Below are 17,532 nucleotides of genomic sequence, written 5' to 3'. Positions count from 1 at the left end.
ATGGCAAATTGGTTCTGGTCTATTACAACTACCGTTATTACAATTCCGCAGACGGCAGATGGATCAATCGCGATCCCATCGCCGAAGAAGGGGGATGGAATTTATATGGGTTTATTAGTAATAACGCAATAAATAACGGGGACAAGAATGGCTTAGGATTTGACCTGACTATTTCTCATCCGGAATTTCCTACCCTAATAAGTCCCTTACTCCAGATGAGTTGGCATCAGTATTTTGTAACTATTCTATACCTGCACCAAAATGCACATGCCAAAATTCATCAAAGGTTTTTGATCCTTATTCGGCCAAGGCAAAGTCCATATGTATTAATTTTTTGAAGAGATACCAATTTTCAATTGCAGTCATTTCGACAGCCCTTTGCTTGGTAAATGCTGAAAAGCAGTGTCAAGACGGCTCGTGTTATTCAGAAAGAAACAACTGTAGGCTAAAAGCCCATGTGACTTGTTATGCTAGCCGAGGCTTTATTCCTTTTTTGGGACTTCGGGAAGGAGGTTATGATATTGGTTGGAATATGTTACTTAATGATTCTCAATGCAACTAATATACAACATAATTCATATCATATTAATTTGCGGGGTTGCTCCTTGGCTTATTGGCGCCGGACATTCCATGTGTTTATCTAATTTTCACCATGCCGTCATGGCTGGATTTTCAATGATTGTATTTTCATTTCCAGTAACATTTATATTGGCTGTAATTGGCTGGATAATCTGGCGTATTTTCTCTAGTGAAATAAATCAACTGGTAACTTGTTTTTTAGGACTGATTATCGGACTCATTATGGGCGCTATGCTGGACCGTATCTTATGCGATGAACATCATTATTTTTTTATATTATCAGGAGCGGTTGGAATAATGGTAGGATATATTGAATTTTATCTATTTAAATTATATAATGATGAAATAGAGGAATAGTTCTATTACACTCGCCATCCAAATTAAGGGGTATTGTGCGGATAAACAGAATATCCTTTCCATTAAATTAAGAAGTCGAAAGAAGAAACTACTGCCATCGAGGAATGTATAGTTAACTACATGGAACGGAAGCGTCCGCGCCGACAGCTTCACTTATGATGCCAGAAGTGAACTCACTAGAGCCGCCTTGGGAACAGTCACGTCAACATCGGCAATCGCAAGGCGGCGCGGGAAATAGCGGAAGAACTCACTTACGTGGTCAACGAACTCAACCGTACACCCGCATTGAAGAAAGTGAGGAAACGCCCTTTGTGCTGCAATATGACGCTTCAGGCAACCAAAAAACATTGATCAAGACTGCAACGGGGGTGTGGACAGCTGTGTACAACGCAGCCAACCGTGCGGTGAGTTTCACCAGCGAGGGTGACGCATAGTAGTGGAATGCGGGTACAACTCCATGGGACGCCGCTACATGAAGAAAGTGACCAGAGACGGAATGGTCATTAGCCATGAACGTTATCTGTACCGTGGTTATTGCAATTAGCGGCATTGGATATGTTCAACAATCGGAACATACTTCGGACCCTTTTGTAGGGCCTCTAGAACCAATGGCCACGCGTCCTCTGGCCCTGGTGCAGAACAATGCCCTCTACTGCTACGGAACGGACTTTGCCAAGAACGTCACGGAGATTCAATGGACAGGGAACTATGGAAATAGCCTATGACTACTCTCCTATGGGACATTCGGAAGTACAGGCAACCTCGTCCAGCTGGTGCAGTGGTTCAGCGAAATGAACGATGACAAATTGGTTCTGGTCTATTACAACTATCGCTATTACCATCCTACAGACGGCAGGTGGATTAACAGGGATTCGCTAAAGGAAGCGAATTTTTTAGAAATATATTTGAAAAAGACTGTCCGGTAAAAGTTGTTTTTGCTGTAGCAGGATTCTGTCTGTTTGTTACTGTACAGCAGGAGCTTTCTGAGCTTCCGGCACGGGCAGGGGCGTTCTCTGGATGGTGACGGGCGTTCCTACGCTGGTTTGCTTGTAGAGAATTTCCGCAACGTTCCGGGGCAGGCGGACGCAGCCGTGGGAGATGGGATGGCGCCGCACCTTCCCCACGTGCAGGCCCAGGCCCGCGTTGGTAAGCCGCTGCCAGTAGGGCATGGGGGAACCGTCAAAGCGGCCGCCTTCCGGAACGGGGTCCGTAGATTCGGCGTTGTAGTTGATGCATTTGCCTTCCGCATCATACATCTTGCCGTAAAGGTTGGAGGCGTGGTCTTCCTTTTTGGAGATGACGGTGTAGTCTCCCGTCTTGGTCGGGTAGGCCTTGACGCCGGAGGAGAGGGGAAAGTCCATGGCAACCAGGCCGTCCACCAGGTACTGGCCCCGCTGTTCGTCCAGGCAGACGAAGATTTTGCGGGATTTCTTCGGCTTGCGGTTCAGGAGGGTGTCATCCTTGTACACGTCATACGTTTTCCGGTAGTCCTTGCGGGCTACGAAGTGGGCATACGTGGAGGGATGGAAGGGGTTTTTGTATTCCGGGACGGATTTGTCCACAGCGCGCGGATCCGGCAGGGCCGTATGGCCCTTGCCGGAGTGGGTGCAGGACGACCACCCCATGAGAACCACGGGGAGGACGGCCAGAAGAAAGAGATGCTTCATAAGCGGTGAAACCGGGAAGGGCCCCCCGGATTACTTGGAACGCGGAATCGTGAGCTTCTGGTTGATGTGAATCATGTCGGACTTGAGGCCGTTGGCTCTCTTCAGCGCCTTGACGGAGGTGCCGTTCCTGCGGGCGATGGCTCCCAGCGTATCGCCCTTTTTCACGGTGTAGGTGCGTGCCTTGGGAGCGGGCTTGCGCGTGGTGCTCTTTCTGGCGCTCGTGCTGCGGGAGGATTTGCTGCTGGCCGTGGTTTTCCGCGTGGGGGATTTCTTGCTGACGGAAGGCTTGGCGGGCGGATTATAGGCGTAACTGGAAGAGCTGGAGGAGCTCTTCACCGGGCTGTAATGGCCGGATTCATAAGCGGGATCAGAGCTTTCCGCAATCCACGGCGGGATTTCGCCGCTGGCCGGTTCCGCAGTGTCATAGCCGGCCGTGGAGGAATTCTGGGTGGAGCAGGAAGAGAAGGGGAGCACCAGCGCGGCAGCGCAGGCGCAGGTAAAAATGAATGGCGCTTTCATGTGTGCCCTGTTCATACTAATTTATGATTTCGGTTTCAAGGCGCTAGCGCGGATTGCCGGGATTTTTTTTCAGCCCTTGTCCAGATTATAAAAGGTTTCCGCATTTTGCGTCGTTACGCGGGCCAGCTCATCCAGTTCCATGCCTCTGGAAGCGGCGATGAAACGGGCCGTATGGATGAGGTGGGCGGGTTCGTTCATGCGGCCCCGGAGGGGTTCGGGGCTGAGGTAGGGGGAGTCCGTTTCCAGCATGATGCGGTCTTCCGGGCACCATCGCGCGGTTTCCGCCACCACGGGGGCGTTTTTAAAGGTGGCCACCCCGGTGAAGGAGACCATGCCGTCCAGTTCGTCAAAAATTCGAGCGGCCTGGGCCGTGTCTCCGATGAAGCAGTGGAACACGGGGCGCACGCGGCCCGCGTGGTTCCGGGCAATCGCCAGGGCGTCTTCAAAGCTTCCGGAGCCTTTCCGGTCCCGCGTGTGCAGGACGATGTTGAGGTTCAGGCGCGCCGCCAGGTCAAAGTGCTGTTCCAGCAGGTTCTGCTGAAGGCGTCGGAAGCTGTCAGGCTCCCAGCCGCGGGGGGCTCCGTGAAAGTAGTCCAGCCCCGTTTCCCCGATGGCGGCCAGGGGAACGTCCTGCGCCATCCGGAAAAGGCGGTCCGCCCAGCCCTCCGGCGCGTCATGGGCGTCGTCCGGATGGATTCCCAGCGCGCAAAAGACCACGCCCGGGAATTGGCGCGCCCACGCCGTGTTCGCCTCCCAGTCATCCGGGCGGGCTCCCAGCGTAATCATGCGGTCGATGCCTTCCCGGAGGGCATGCTCCACATAGGCTTCCCGGCGGGACTGGTCGAATTGCGCGGAAGCCAGATGGCAGTGCGTGTCAATAATCATGGCGTAAAAACCCTGGCAGGGCAGGGGAAGTCTGTGGATATTTCCCGGTTTTGAAAAGTGCAAACACAGGGCATGCCTGATTTTTCCTTGCCACGCGGAAGTGAAACGCACAAACTGCCGCGCATGAATTGTACGGCTTTGTGCATGTGCGCCGGCCTGTTGTCGGTGGCTTCCCTTCAGGCAGGAACCCAGCAGATAGAGGCGCCGCAGGAGGGCCCTGTCATCAGTTTCCATCTGGAAAACGACATGTTCGTGGGGGATGACGATAATTATACCAACGGCGTCCGCTTTGCCTGGATGTCCGGCACCACGTCCCGGAGCCACACCTTTTCCGGCATGCTGGGAACGGTGCTGGGGGGCACGAACGCTTCCTCTTCCTGGCGGCGGTTCATGGGCATGAACGGTTCTCCCAACCTCCGCCAGCAGTGGGGGCTGGACCTGACCCAGCTCATGTACACCCCGGAGCAGAAGGCTACCTACCCCATTTATAACCAGCATCCCTACGTGGGCAACCTGACGCTGGGCCTCACCTCCCTGGTGAAGAATGAAGACAGGGCCAATTCCCTGGAATTGCAGCTGGGCACCACGGGCACGAATTCCCTGGCGAAAGGCTCCCAGCATTTCATCCATAAGCTGTGGGGCATGGAACAATGGCCCGGCTGGTCCAACCAGCTCCCCGGAGAGATGACTGCCAATCTGTTTTTCAAGCGCTACTACCGCCTGCGCGGACTGGAAAAGCGCTACAGTTCCGGCTTTGAAACGGACGCCCTGGCCTACTGGCATGCGGACGCCGGCACGGTGAAGGTGCAGGCGGGCGGCGGCATGTCCTTCCGCTTCGGCTATAATCTGGGCAATACGTCTCCGGAAAACAGCATCCGCGGGGCCACCAGCGCCGCGCCGCCCTTCGTTTACAACAGGACGAACGTCGCCAACTGGGGGTATTACGGCTATCTTCACGCCGCCGTGCGCGCCGTAGCCCATGACCTGTACCTGGACGGCACGGTGTTCCGCTCTTCTCCGGAGTACGTGAACAAGTATCCCGTGGTGGGGGAATGGGGTTACGGCTTCGGCCTCCGGTACAAGCGCACGGAACTGCTGTTCGGCCTGCACTACATCACGAAGGAGTACACGCAGCAGGAATCCATGCAGTGCGTGGGCGTCCTCCAGTTAAAGCATACTTTTTAACGGCTGCGTTCTCCGCAGGCGGTCCATAAACGCAACGGCAGCTTGCAAAGGTGAAGTTTGCTGTTAGAATTAGAATTGCGGATTCGTATGTAACAGGACAATCCGTTTTTGCATACCAACGTTGACACATACTTACTTCATGAGAACGACCAGATCCTGGCTTTTATCCTGTACCGCGCTGGCGGTAGGCTCCGCCATGTGCGGCCTGGGAGCCCCGGGCGATTCCTCCCCCGCGCCCGCCCCCACCGGGCTGGAATGGGAGCAGGAACAGAACCTGCATTTGAACAAGGAGGCCCCCACGGCCTTTTTTGCGTCTTTCAGCGATTTGCAGTCCGCCCTGAAAGTGCTGCCTGAAAACAGCAAGTGGCGCAAGTCCCTGAACGGACAGTGGAAGTTCCACTGGGCCAAGGATCCCCAGAGCCGCCCGGCCGATTTTTACAAGCCGGATTACGACGTGAAGGACTGGAAGGAAATCAAGGTGCCCGCCTCCTGGCAGACGCAGGGCTACGGCACCCCCATTTATTCCAACCAGCCGTATCCTTTTGAACGCTCCTGGCCGTATGTGATGAAGGAGCCCTCCAACAAGAATTACACGTCCTACAAGGAGCGGAACCCCGTAGGCTCCTACCGCCGCACCTTTGAAGTGCCCGCAGACTGGGACGGCAGGGAGGTGTACATGCAGTTCGACGGCGTGGATTCCTTCTTCTACCTTTGGATCAACGGGCAATATGTGGGCTTTTCCAAGGATTCCCGCAATCCGGCCCGCTTTGACATCAGCCCCTATCTCAAGAAAGGTGAAAACGTGGTGGCCGCGGAGGTGTACCGCCATTCAGACGGCGCGTACCTGGAATGCCAGGACATGTTCCGCCTGTCCGGCATTTTCCGCAACGTTTCCATTTTTGCGCTGCCGAAGGTCCATATCCGCGACTTTTTCGCGCAGACCAATCCGGTGGACCAGAGGGACTGGGCCCTGAATATTGACCATGCCAAGCCCGGCACCATGAACGGGGACTGGCGTCTCCAGGTGGACGTGGACGTGCGCAACCTGTTCCCGGCGACCGAGAAGCTGGAAGGGTGCACCGTATCCATGGCCCTGTATGACGCCGCCGGCAAGCTGGTGGAGCCCGTCAAGCCCAAGGACGCGCCGTATGACGGCGTGCTGGAAAAATCCCTGCGCATCACCGGCATGAAGGATTTCAAGACTTCCCTGCTGGGCATTTACGCCAAGCCCCGCCTGTGGTCCGCGGAGGATCCCAACCTGTACACCCTGGTGCTGACGCTGAAGCGTGACGGCAAGACGGAGGAAATGGTTTCCTCCCGCGTGGGCTTCCGCAATGTGGTGATCAAGGACAGCGTGTTCCTGGTGAACGGCCAGCCGGTGAAGGTGAAGGGCGTGAACCGCCATGAAAGCCATCCGGAAACCGGGCACTACGTGACTCCGGAGCAGATGGAGGAGGAAGTGCAGATGATGAAGCGCGCCAACATCAACCATGTGCGCTGCTCCCATTATCCCGCGGACCCCTATTTCTACTACCTCTGCGACAAGTACGGCATTTACGTGCAGGACGAGGCCAACATCGAGTCTCACGGCTACTATTACGGCAAGGAGTCCCTTTCCCATCCCATCGAATGGATGCCGGCCCACGTGGACCGCATCATGGCGATGGTGGAGCGCAACAAGAACCACCCCAGCGTGATCATGTGGTCCCTGGGGAATGAGGCAGGGCCCGGCCAGAATTTCCGCAGCGCGGAAAAGATCGTGAAGGCCAGGGACATGTCCCGCCCCACCCACTATGAGCGCAACAACGACATCGTGGACCTGGGTTCCAACCAGTACCCCTCCGTGGACTGGACGCGCTCCATGGCGGCCAACAAGAACTTCCCGAAGCCCTACTACATTTCAGAGTACGCGCACAACATGATGAACGCCATGGGCAACCTGGCGGATTACTGGGAGGCCATCGAGTCCTCCGACCGCATCATGGGCGGCGCCATCTGGGACTGGGTGGACCAGGGCCTGTACAAGACCCTGCCGAACGGGGAGAAGATGCTCGCCTACGGCGGCGACTTCAACGACCATCCCAACAGCGGCCAGTTCGTGTTCAATGGCACCATCCTGGCGGACCGCACGCCGGAACCGGGTTACTTTGAAGTGAAGCACGTTTATCAGAACATCTCCACGTCTCTGACGGACGATGGCAGGATTTCCATCTTCAACAAGAACTTCTTCACGGACCTGACCCCGTATGACATCACCTGGACCCTGACGGAGAACGGGAACGTGGTCGCGGAAGGCAAGTTGGATACGCCGCCAGCCGGGCCCCGGGAAAAGATCGTGGTGCCCGTGCCGGACATCCCGCAGCTGAAGAACCGGAAGCCGGGAGCGGAATACGCCCTGCGCATCGGCTACAAGCTGAAGAAGGACAAGGACTGGGCCGGGAAGGGCTATGAACTGGCTTTTGACCAGCTCCAGCTTCCCGTGCAGGGAGACCTGCCCATGTTCAAGGCTCCTGCCGGCAAGGTAACCCTCAGCGCGGACAAGCACACCGTGTCCGGCAAGGATTTCTCCGTGCAGTTTGACGCGGCTACCGGAGAACTGGCCCAGTTCACCGTGAACGGCAAGCCCCTGTTCAAGACGCCCATGGCGGTGAACGCCCTGCGCGCCGCTTCCAGCAACGAGCCGGGCGTCATGGCCAAGAGCATGGCCAACGGTCTCCGTGAACTGAAGCATGAACTGCTCAGCTATGAAGCCGTGGACAACGGCAGCAGCGTCACCGTCAAGCAGTCCGTCAAGGTCAGCGGCAAGCAGGCTGAAAACATCAGCGGCTATGGCGACACCAAGACCTCCATCACGCCCAAAAAGCAGCCCCTGAACGACACGAACACCCATTTCATCAACAATCTGGAATGGACCATCTACCCGGATGGAACCGTCGTCTGCCAGTCCGTGCTGCTGCCGCGCGGCAATCCCCTGGAGCTGCTGCGCCTGGGGTATGAGCTCCAGCTGCCGGCGAACATGGGCAACGTGACCTATTACGGCCGCGGGCCGGAGGAAAACTATGCGGACCGCAAGAGCGGCATGCCTCTGGGCGTGTACAAGACGACGGCCCGAGATTCCTTCTTCCCGTACGGCAGGCCGCAGGATTGCGGCAACCATGAAGACACCCGCTGGGTGGCCGTCACGGATGACAAGGGGCAGGGCCTGCTCTTCGGCTCCGTGGGCGCCCCGTTTGCCTTCTCCGCCCTTCCGTACACCACCACGGACCTGATTCTGGCGAACCACCCCGTGGAGCTGCCGAAGACGACGGACAAGACCGTGCTGGTCCTCTCCTCCGCCACGCGCGGCCTGGGGGGCGCCTCCTGCGGCCCCGGCCCCATGAGCAGGGACATCATCAAGGCCAACAAGCCCTACCCGCTGTCCTTCTTCATGCGACCCGTCACCTCCAAGTCCTACAAGGGTGAAATCCGCGTGCCCGCGGCCCAGCTGGACATGACCATGCTGACCCGTACGGACAAATACACGGTCAAGAGCGTGACCAGCCAGGAGCAGGGCGAGGCGGATGCCGAGTTCGCCATTGACGGGGATCCCGGCACCTTCTGGCACTCCGAGTACAACAAGACCGTGACCAAGCACCCGCACGTGCTGGCCGTGGACCTGGGCAAGGAGCGGGAGTTCTCCGGCATTACCTACCTGCCCCGCCAGGACGGAAGCAGCAACGGCCGCGTGAAGGATTATTCCGTGGAAGTGAGCGCGGACGGAGAGAAGTGGCAGCCTGCCGCCAAGGGCGCCTTCCCGGACAGCGCGGACCTTCAGGAAGTGAAGTTCCAGGCACCCGTCAAGGCGCGCTATTTCCGCTTCTCCGCCCTCAGTGAGACGCAGGGACGGGATTACGCCGCCGTAGCGGAGCTGGACATCATCCCCGTTAAAAAGTAACTCCTGCGGTTTCCACCGCTTGAACAGACGCCCCGCCGCTCTTCGGAGTGCGCGGGGCGTTTTATTTGCCGCAATGCCGTTTGGAGCCTGGTTGGAGCGCCGCAAGCCCTTGCGCCAACTAAAGATGAACCTGGGCGCCAGCGGGCGCGTTTTCTGAAAACCAGTGCGGCTGCCAGCCGCATGATGAATCGGTTGCCGCAGAGGCTCGCGGCGCTCCTCCGGCGGCAGGATGTGATGAAGGAGGGCCTGGAGAGCGGCTGCCGTCCGCCTGCAAAAAAGCCTCCGCACAGGCATTCCCGTGCGGAGGCTTTAACGGTGGTGAAAGCTAGCTCTTTTAGCGCCGTCTGCGCATCATCAGCGCCGCCAGGCCGAGGAGGCTCAGCGTAGCGCCGCCAGGTTCGGGAACCAGATTGAAGTTGTCGTTAAAGAGAGGGATGGCATACCACTCATAACCCTCGGTAATGGCATCCGCCTGCGACCCGAAGAAAAACGTCATGTCGTTCCCCACCACTCCCGGGTACTTGGCCAGCTCGCCCGTATCCACGTTCCGGAACGTAAACATGGAGAATTCGCCGGGGGAATCGTCGTTGTTGACCAGGAGGACAATGGGCTTTCCTTCCAGACCGGAGGCCAGCGTGCCGGAAAGTGAAAACTGGCCGCCATTGGTGATGGCGCCGGGATATTCCGGAGAAACGGCGGAAAGGCTGGTGGTGAAGCTCTGCCTGATTTCCGCCATTTGGCTGTAGCTCAACTGGCCTGCGGGCGTGCTGTTTTTGGACCATTCAATCTTGCCGTCAACCAGGTCGAAAGACCAGGTACTGTCTTGAAGGTATCCGAGCATGGCGGAGCCGTTTTGCAGGGAATGGCCGGAAGCGTCAAGAATGGACGTAATAGGGGCAGTCCCATATTCGTCTTCATTGTAAACGGTGAGCGTCGTGGCAGAGGCTGCTCCCGCGATCATCAGTCCGGCGGCTGCGTACAGCAGGAAGGAATGTTTCATCATGGTATCACTACTTGTTAAGTTGTTATTGAGGAGTAGGTAATGTATTGGTCTGGACAGTTGTGTAAGCGGGAAGCCTGGTGACGGAAAGGATGTTCAGGATGCCTTCCACCGCCGTGGAGGATACGTTTTCACCCGTGTCCCTGTTTTTCCACTGTCCGGAGGAAGAATCATAATAACAGGGCTCCAGAGGGCCGCCGGGTGTGAGAGGCACGTAAACCACGTCACTGGAAGGATCGGGCAGGGCGGTGTGGAGGGAGGTGCTGAGAAGCGTCTGGGGAACAGGCAGCCCCGTATGAAGGAGCGTGCTTTCCTGGGAGAGCTGGAGCCTCTGGTGCTTCTGCGCCACTTCCCCGATAACGAAGGCCTGCACGCCATTGCCGGCTTTCCGGACGATTTTAAGGGGTTCATGATTGAAGACGGGGAGAAGGCCCATGTCGTCCCGGGAACCGCGGCGCATCCATTTGTTTTCCGTAGCGGAGTGGTAAACCGGAATCTGGATGGAGGGGGAGGTGGAGATATAAACGGCATCCGCCGTGCCGGAAGTGCCGCTTTTCAGGCTGAACGTATTGTCGCCTCCCAGAACATCGTTCAGGGTGCGCGCCTTGCGCAGCACGTAGGAAACCGGCTTGCTGTTTTTAATCAGGTCCGCTGCGCTTTTGTCATCCACCGTTATTTTATTCGCCGTCCAGGAAGGGGCGGCCTTTTTCCACGCGTCCCTGTTGAGGGGAAGGGCCATCGCCTCGTCTCCGAAAATGAGTTCCAGAACATAGGCGGAATCCGTCTCCATCAGGTCGGTAAAATTGACGTCCGGATCCGTGATGGTGATTTTGCTGCCGGAAACGGTGATGTTGTTTTCCTCAAGCGTATGCTGCATCAGGGCTTCCGGATGCACTCCCAGGCCCAGATAGCCCGTTGTTTTGGCATTCAGATCCGTCTGGATGTAGCCGCAGGGCGTGCTGTACGCTGTTTCCGCATGCAGGGAGGCGGCTGTTGCCGACAACAACACGCATGTGAAGAGGGCCGCTGGCAGACAATATACCGGATTCATAAACATTAAATCATTAAGAGGAAAGGGCATGGTTTGTCAATTAAGAAAGGAAAAAACGTTCCGATTTTTTAATTTTATTTGTTAGACGGTCTTTTGCGAACGCAGAAAAACAAGGGGATTCCTGCGGTTGGCCGCGGACACGGCAAGAGTGGAATTTACCGGGGTCAAGTGCGTTTCCGGCATTTTCCGTTTTTAGTGCGGAGTGCAGTCCATCCGGAAAAAATGGCGGCATGGCATCCGGTTCCTTCTCCAATATCGGAAAAGGATGGGCTGAGGGAAAAAGGCTTTTTTCCCCTTGCCGGAAGATTCCCGGTGCCGCGTGCTTGTTTTGCCCTTAAAGCGGGCTTTCCCCTTCACGGGAAATTTTCAGGCGCAGGAATCTCCGCCGGGGACTTTCCGCGTTCATGGGCACGGCATCCCGGAAAGTGGCGGAGCTTTTGCCTTCCGTTTCCACTTCCGCCGTCTCCGTCCAGGTCTGGAGGTCTTCCGAGGCTTCCACTGCGTGCCTGATTCCGGTGGCGTCCGGATTGACGGGCCAGCCCAGTACCAGGCAGGCGTCTCCGCCCGCTTCCTCCGCGGTGACCCGCACGACGCTACCGCAGGGTTTGAGGGGATCCAGTCCTGTGGCGTATTTCAACAGGTTGGGGATGCCGTCCCCGGCCGGGGAATCATTGGGGCCTGTCTGGTCCGTGTCCGGGTCCCGGGAGGTGATTTCATCCTCCTTCCATTCATTCCACGTGCGTTTCTGCCCCCGCTGAGTCACGGTGGCGGAGCGGACGGTTCCAAAGGAGGAAAAGGAAAGCTGCGCCGTACGGGAGCCTTCCGCGGCATTGGCCCCTGCGGCAATGGATACGGTTCCATTGCCTGTATCCGCTCCCTGCATGCCGGTGATGTTTATCCAGTCCGCCGTTTTGGAGACATTCCAGGCGGCGTCGCAGGTGACGGAGAAGACCGCCGTTCCCCCGTTTTTGGGAAGCACCAGCGCAGCGGGGGAAACCGCCAGCGCAGGGGCCCTCCCGGACTGGATGACAGTGACGGAGACCGGCTGGACGCCAGGAACGGCAACCGTGATGGTTCCGGTGCGTTCGCCCGCGCCTTCCCAGCGGTCCACGCTGTAGGTGACGGAGCCGTTTCCGGAGCCGGAAGAGGGAGAGACGGTGATCCAGCCAGCGGAAGAGGACGCCGTCCAGGAATCGTCGCTGGAGACGGTGAACGTGGCTGCCGTCACGCCTTCCGGTCCCACGCGGACGGGCGCCCCGGCGGCGGGAACGTCCAGGGAAGGAAGGAATTCATCATACGGAATGCGCAGGAAGAAGATATTTTCGTCCCCGTTGAGCCCTTCATACAGCACGCCGATGTGGCCGTCTCCCGTTTCACAGATGTCGGAATAGCCGCAGCAGGGGCGGGAATCGTAAAGAACCTGGCGGCTGGAGGGCCATGTGGCACCTTCGTCAAAGGAGGCTTTGAGGGTCATTCGGGCGCGGGGGGCGGAAGTTTTATCAGGGTTGGAGAAAAGGAGGGCCCTGCTGATGTTCGCGGAGTTTTCCACGGCGAGCTGGCTGGCCTGGCAGGCGGCGGGCTCCGGCAGGGCTTTCAGGTTGGTGGCATGAGCCGTCCACGTCTTCCCCATGTCGTCCGTCGTGAAGACCTTACGGTACCCGCTCCTGCTTTCATTGCGGGCGTTGAGCATCAGGCGCCCGTCGCTGAGCTCCGTGACTGCGCATTCGCTGGAGCCGGCTCCGATGCCGGGCGTGCCGGATTTGCCGGTGTCCTCGCTGATCCAGGTCTGGCCGCGGTCCAGAGAATAAATGATGCAGGACTGGGGAGTTCCCGCGCCGCTGGCGCCTGTCCATATCTGGGAAGGAAAGACAATGGGGCGCACGCCGTTGACCGTCTTCTTCATCGTAATGCCGTGGCCCGGACCCTGGAAAAAGGATTTCCAGGCCCTGTTCTTGATGTCCTTGTTGATGCTCCGGGGTTTCATTTTTACGAACTCCCCCGTGCCGGGGTCCGCGGAACCCCATGTCCGGCCGTTGTCCGTGCTGTACGCTACCACATACTGGGCGGTTTCCAGGCTTTCCACGTCCACGTTGGCCTTGGAGGAGGCCAGCCCGTGCCTGGCGATGCCTGCCACCCACAGGGTACCGTTGACTTCATCCAGAAGGATGCAGGGGTCGCTGACGCCGTAGCCGGAATGGTAGTCGTTGGCGGAATCGCCCGTGGGGTTGAAGTTGACGGCCACGTTGACGGGCGTCCAGGTGCGTCCGTTGTCCGTGGAACGGCTGCATCCCGTATCGATGTTGGCCTGCATGTCGTTCCGGCCGTCGTAGCGGATGTCGAAAACGGAGACCAGATCCCCGTTCCTGGCGCGCACGATGCCCGGAATGCGGAATTTCCTGGAGGCCTTTCCTTCCAAGGGGCCTCCGTAAACCGGATCGTTCGCCTTGGCGACGGCATAGCCTATCCGCTGCCTGGCCGTCACTCCATCGGCAACATCAGTCGTTTGCCCGTCCACGGTGACGGAGGTGATTCTGGCGCCCACCTTGTGGTCCATGCTGGCGGAGTTCTTGAGCTTGACGCTGACCCAAAAGTAGTATTGCCGTCCGTTCGTGAGAGCCCCCGGAGTGACGGGGAACGTCATGACGGGAGCCGGCGGCTGGGCCGGGCTGGCAAGGACGCCCGTGGTGCTCATGGCGCCGTGGCCGCTGCTGCCGTAGGCGGGCGCGGAATAGATCCCGTCCGCGTCACCGGTGTAAAGGGAAACGCTTTCAATGTCACCCAGGTCGTCGGACGGGCTCATGTCCACCGTGACGGCCATGCCGTCATACGCAGCGGGGAGTTCCGTCAGGGAAAAGCGGAGGATGCCGTTGGCCTCCATGCGGATCATGGCCGGCCATGCTTCCGCGGTGCTGGAGAGGGGGTTGAATTCGGAAAAGACCAGATCGTCGAAAAGAACGCCCTTATTGGCGGGAGCCTCGCAGCGGAAGATGAGGCGCGCGGTGCCGGAAGGGATGGTGCCCCTCACCTGCTGGGTCATGGGATTGCTGCCCGTTTTCAGGGAGGAGCCGTCCGCGACCAGTGTTTCATTCCCTTCCCCGTCCACGGCGTGGATGGTGAAGGAAAAGGGGCTGTCGGACGTCCAGCGTTCCCCGGTCAGGGCAAGCGTCTTTTTGACGGCGAGGGGAGCGGGCAGCGTCAGCGTGGCCGTGCTTTTCGTCCCGGCGCCCAGGCCGATGAGCCGCATGCAGTTGGGCTGGGAGGAACAGCGGTTGCTGGCGATGGCGGCATGCCCGCTTTCCGCCGTCATGGTCCCCAGAGCGGTTTCCAGGGAGGTGAAGCTGCCCGTCGGAAAGGAGTCGAAGTTTTCAGAAGCGGCTTCCTCCGCTCCCCGCGCCAGGGCGGTTCCCAGGAGCAGGAGAAACAGGACTGCGGAAGAGGCGACGGTGCGGAGAATGGTCTGGAAGGCGTTCATCGTGAAAAGGAAAGGGGAAAATTTAAAAATGCTTGATAACGAAAAGAGGGAAGAATGGAAACAAAAATGGGGAAGGGGGGTGGAATTTAATAAAATTTTAACGTTTTTTCTGGTCTGTTTTATTTGCACCCTGAACGGTCTTCCATTAGGTTAATTCTAACATTCAAGCCGGATACCATTACGGTTCCCTTTTTTCATGTTTTCAGAAACGCATTCGGACAGCCAGCGGGCAGACAGGATTCTGGCCTCCATCCGGAGGGAGGAATCCCGCCCCGGCCGCGGCCTGCTGAAAATCTTCTTCGGCATGGCGCCGGGAGTGGGCAAGACGTACGCCATGCTGGAGGCCGCCATCCAGGCGGCGGGCAAGGGCGTGCAGGTCATGATCGGGGTGGCGGAATCCCATGGCCGGGAGGATACGATGCGCCTTATCGGCAGGCTGCCGCGCCTTCCCATGAAGAAAATGGCTTACCGGGGCGTGCAGATGGAGGAGTTCGACCTGGAGGAGGCGCTGCGCGTAAAGCCCCAGCTCATTCTGGTGGACGAGCTGGCGCATACGAATGTTCCCGGAATGCGTCACAGGAAGCGCTACCAGGATGTGGAGGATTTGCTGGCCGCAGGGATAGACGTTTACACCACGCTGAACGTGCAGCATCTGGAAAGCCGTTCCGATACCGTTCATGACATTACCGCCGCTCCCGTACAGGAAACCGTGCCGGATTCCGTGCTGGCGGAGGCGGACTGCATCCAGTTGGTGGACATCACGCCGGAGCAGTTGCGGACGCGTCTTCAGGAAGGGAAGGTATACAGCGCTCCCCAGGCTTCCGCCGCGCTGGACCATTTTTTCAAGGAGTCCAACCTTACGGCCCTCCGGGAACTGGCCCTGCGCATCATGGCGGAGAAGGTGGACCATGAGCTGACGGAGGTGCGCACCATCTCCGGGGACCGCTCCATCTGGCGCAGCGGGGAACGGCTGATGGTAGCCGTGGGGCCCAGCCCGTTTTCCGCCCGGCTGGTGCGCTGGACGCGGCGCATGGCTTACGCCCTGAACGCTCCGTGGATTGCCCTTTCCGTGGATACGGGCGTGCCGCTGTCCCCCGAACAGCAGCAGCGGCTGGACGCCAACCTGGAGCTGGCGCGGCGGCTGGGTGCGGAAGTGATCGTGATGCCCGGTTCCGACCTGGCGGAGACGCTGCTCCGCATGGCCTTTTTGAGAAATGTCAGCCAGATTGTGGTGGGCAAGCCGCAGGAGGCTTACCTGTGGGGGCTGGTGCGGCCCATGTCCCTGGTGGACAAACTGGTAAAGGGGAGCGACCAGATTGACATTTACGTAGTTCCCGCCGCTCCCGGTCCGGTCCGGAACCGGTGGAAGAGCTGGCACCGGGAAACGGAAAAATATGGCCGGGACTACTGGCTGGCCGCAGGCGTGACGGCGGCCGTTACGGGAATCGGCCTGTTGATTTCCGCGTTTACCGGTTATTTCGCTCCCGGCTTCCTGTATCTGGCGGGAGTAGTGGGCCTGGGCTTTTTCATCCGTTCCCGCTGGGCCATGCTGATGGCCGCTGCGCTGAGCGCCCTGCTGTGGAACCTGCTGTTCATTCCCCCGGTGATGACGTTCAAGATAGAACGGCTGGAGGATGCCCTGATGTGCCTTTTCTTCTTTCTGGTGGCTCTCTCCACGGGGCGGCTCACTTCCCGCCTGAGGGTCCGCGAGCAGGAGGAGCGGGAACGGGAAAAAAAGACGAATGCCCTGTTCCTGTATTCGCGGGCCATTGGGTCCGCCTCGGACGTGCCTTCCCTGATTTCCGTCGCCGCAGGGCAGATCAGCCAGATTATGGGGGTGCGCCTGGCGGTCATGACGCCGGAAGGCAGCGGCCGCAGGCTGAAGCTTTGGGAATCCGGGGGGGCTTTTTCCATGGATGACAAGGAATGGGGCGTGGCTGCCTGGTGCCTGGAGCACCGCCGGCCCGCAGGCAGGTTTACGGATACGCTCCCGGTGGCGGAAGGGTTTTACCTCCCCATGATGTCCGGGGAACGCTGCATGGGCGTGCTGGGCGTGAGGCCGGAGGAAGGGGAGCGCCTTACGGCAGGGCAGAAGGATTTGCTGGAAAGCATGGGCGCGCAGCTGGCCATGGCGCTGGAACGTGAAGAACTGCGGGCGGAACGGGCGCGTACGCGGCTCATGGAGGAATCCGAAAAACTGCACCGCTCCTTGCTGGACAGCGTTTCCCATGAGTTCAAGACGCCTCTGGCCGTGATTGAGGGCGGCTGTGAGAAGCTGGCCGGGCGCGCCGCGTCCGCGCCGGAGGAACGGGAGGAGTATGGGGAAATCCTGCTGGCCGCACGCCGCCTGCGCCGCCTGGTGAAAAATTTGCTGGACGTGAGCCGCCTGGAATCCGGCGCCCTGAAGCCCAAACTGGACTGGTGCGACCTGGGGGATGTGATTGAAGGGGCTCTGGCCGCCACCAGGGAGGCGCGCCGGGACCATCCCGTGTCTGTCGCCCTGCCGCCGGATTATCCGCTGGTGAAGGCGGATTTCTCCCTGATGGAGCAGGTGCTGGTCAATCTGCTGCTGAATGCCTGCGTGCATACTCCTGCGGGAACCCCCATTACGCTGAAGGGCGGCGCCGATCCCGTGCGCGGCCAGGTCTGGCTGGATGTCCATGACCTGGGGCCGGGCATTTCCCCCGAACGGGCGGAAACCATTTTTGAGCGTTTCCGGACGACGCGGCCCGGCGGCCTGGGCCTGGGGCTTTCCATCGTGCGCGGTTTCATGGAGGCGCAGCGGGGAGCCGTTACCCTGGTTGCCGTTCCCGCCGGAACCTGTTTCCGTCTTGTCCTTCCCCTGGTGGAGCATGATCATGTTCCTGAAGAATAAACCTTCCT

The 17,532-nt window shown here is 58.8% G+C and carries 12 protein-coding genes; 6 read left to right on the top strand and 6 right to left on the bottom strand.

The features are described 5' to 3' along the window. Positions 1 to 660 precede the first annotated feature (660 nt). The 3 genes from QSJ36_RS02825 (at position 661) to QSJ36_RS02815 (ending at position 1,862) form a co-directional block, all read left to right on the top strand. Positions 661 to 936 carry a hypothetical protein gene (locus QSJ36_RS02825; protein WP_285466717.1) on the top strand — a complete coding sequence of 92 codons (276 nt, stop codon included), beginning with the start codon at positions 661 to 663 and terminating at the stop codon, positions 934 to 936. 155 nt (positions 937 to 1,091) lie between these two features. After that, the gene (locus QSJ36_RS02820) at positions 1,092 to 1,370 is read left to right on the top strand and encodes a hypothetical protein (protein WP_249298154.1); all 279 of its coding nucleotides are present in this window, start codon (positions 1,092 to 1,094) and stop codon (positions 1,368 to 1,370) included. Between the two features lie 357 nt (positions 1,371 to 1,727). Beyond that, on the top strand, positions 1,728 to 1,862 hold the full coding sequence (locus tag QSJ36_RS02815) for a hypothetical protein (RefSeq protein WP_240454367.1): 135 nt from the start codon (positions 1,728 to 1,730) through the stop codon (positions 1,860 to 1,862). A 36-nt stretch (positions 1,863 to 1,898) separates the two neighbouring features. Here the strand turns inward: QSJ36_RS02815 and QSJ36_RS02810 are convergent, their stop codons facing one another. The 3 genes from QSJ36_RS02810 to QSJ36_RS02800 all read right to left on the bottom strand — a co-directional run bounded on the left by QSJ36_RS02810 (position 1,899) and on the right by QSJ36_RS02800 (position 4,007). Next, positions 1,899 to 2,603, bottom strand: a complete 705-nt coding sequence (locus QSJ36_RS02810; protein ID WP_146018286.1) for a L,D-transpeptidase family protein — start codon at positions 2,601 to 2,603, stop codon at positions 1,899 to 1,901. A gap of 30 nt (positions 2,604 to 2,633) precedes the next feature. Next, positions 2,634 to 3,122, bottom strand: a complete 489-nt coding sequence (locus tag QSJ36_RS02805) for a LysM peptidoglycan-binding domain-containing protein (RefSeq protein WP_022397927.1) — start codon at positions 3,120 to 3,122, stop codon at positions 2,634 to 2,636. A 69-nt stretch (positions 3,123 to 3,191) separates the two neighbouring features. Next, a complete protein-coding gene (locus QSJ36_RS02800; RefSeq protein WP_285466707.1) occupies positions 3,192 to 4,007 on the bottom strand; it encodes a TatD family hydrolase in 816 nt (271 codons plus the stop codon). Positions 4,008 to 4,130: 123 nt separating this feature from the next. Between QSJ36_RS02800 and QSJ36_RS02795 the strand changes: the two genes are divergently transcribed. Both QSJ36_RS02795 and QSJ36_RS02790 read left to right on the top strand, forming a co-directional pair. Beyond that, a complete protein-coding gene (locus QSJ36_RS02795; RefSeq protein ID WP_285466706.1) occupies positions 4,131 to 5,192 on the top strand; it encodes a lipid A deacylase LpxR family protein in 1,062 nt (353 codons plus the stop codon). A 139-nt stretch (positions 5,193 to 5,331) separates the two neighbouring features. After that, complete coding sequence (locus QSJ36_RS02790; RefSeq protein ID WP_285466704.1) at positions 5,332 to 9,126, top strand: glycoside hydrolase family 2 TIM barrel-domain containing protein; 3,795 nt, start codon at positions 5,332 to 5,334, stop codon at positions 9,124 to 9,126. 334 nt (positions 9,127 to 9,460) lie between these two features. Here the strand turns inward: QSJ36_RS02790 and QSJ36_RS02785 are convergent, their stop codons facing one another. From QSJ36_RS02785 to QSJ36_RS02775, 3 genes are all read right to left on the bottom strand, one after another. Beyond that, positions 9,461 to 10,129, bottom strand: a complete 669-nt coding sequence (locus tag QSJ36_RS02785) for a hypothetical protein (protein ID WP_285466701.1) — start codon at positions 10,127 to 10,129, stop codon at positions 9,461 to 9,463. Positions 10,130 to 10,151: 22 nt separating this feature from the next. Next, positions 10,152 to 11,135 carry a hypothetical protein gene (locus tag QSJ36_RS02780; RefSeq protein WP_285466699.1) on the bottom strand — a complete coding sequence of 328 codons (984 nt, stop codon included), beginning with the start codon at positions 11,133 to 11,135 and terminating at the stop codon, positions 10,152 to 10,154. A gap of 376 nt (positions 11,136 to 11,511) precedes the next feature. Then, entirely contained in the window at positions 11,512 to 14,649 is a 3,138-nt protein-coding gene (locus QSJ36_RS02775) for an exo-alpha-sialidase (protein ID WP_285466697.1), read from the bottom strand. A 196-nt stretch (positions 14,650 to 14,845) separates the two neighbouring features. Between QSJ36_RS02775 and QSJ36_RS02770 the strand changes: the two genes are divergently transcribed. Continuing rightward, complete coding sequence (locus tag QSJ36_RS02770; protein ID WP_285466696.1) at positions 14,846 to 17,524, top strand: sensor histidine kinase KdpD; 2,679 nt, start codon at positions 14,846 to 14,848, stop codon at positions 17,522 to 17,524. Positions 17,525 to 17,532: the final 8 nt, after the last annotated feature.

This window comes from Akkermansia sp. NBRC 115031, from assembly GCF_030268505.1.
Classification (GTDB): domain Bacteria; phylum Verrucomicrobiota; class Verrucomicrobiia; order Verrucomicrobiales; family Akkermansiaceae; genus Akkermansia; species Akkermansia massiliensis.
This window is presented reverse-complemented; position numbering and strand designations above follow the sequence as displayed.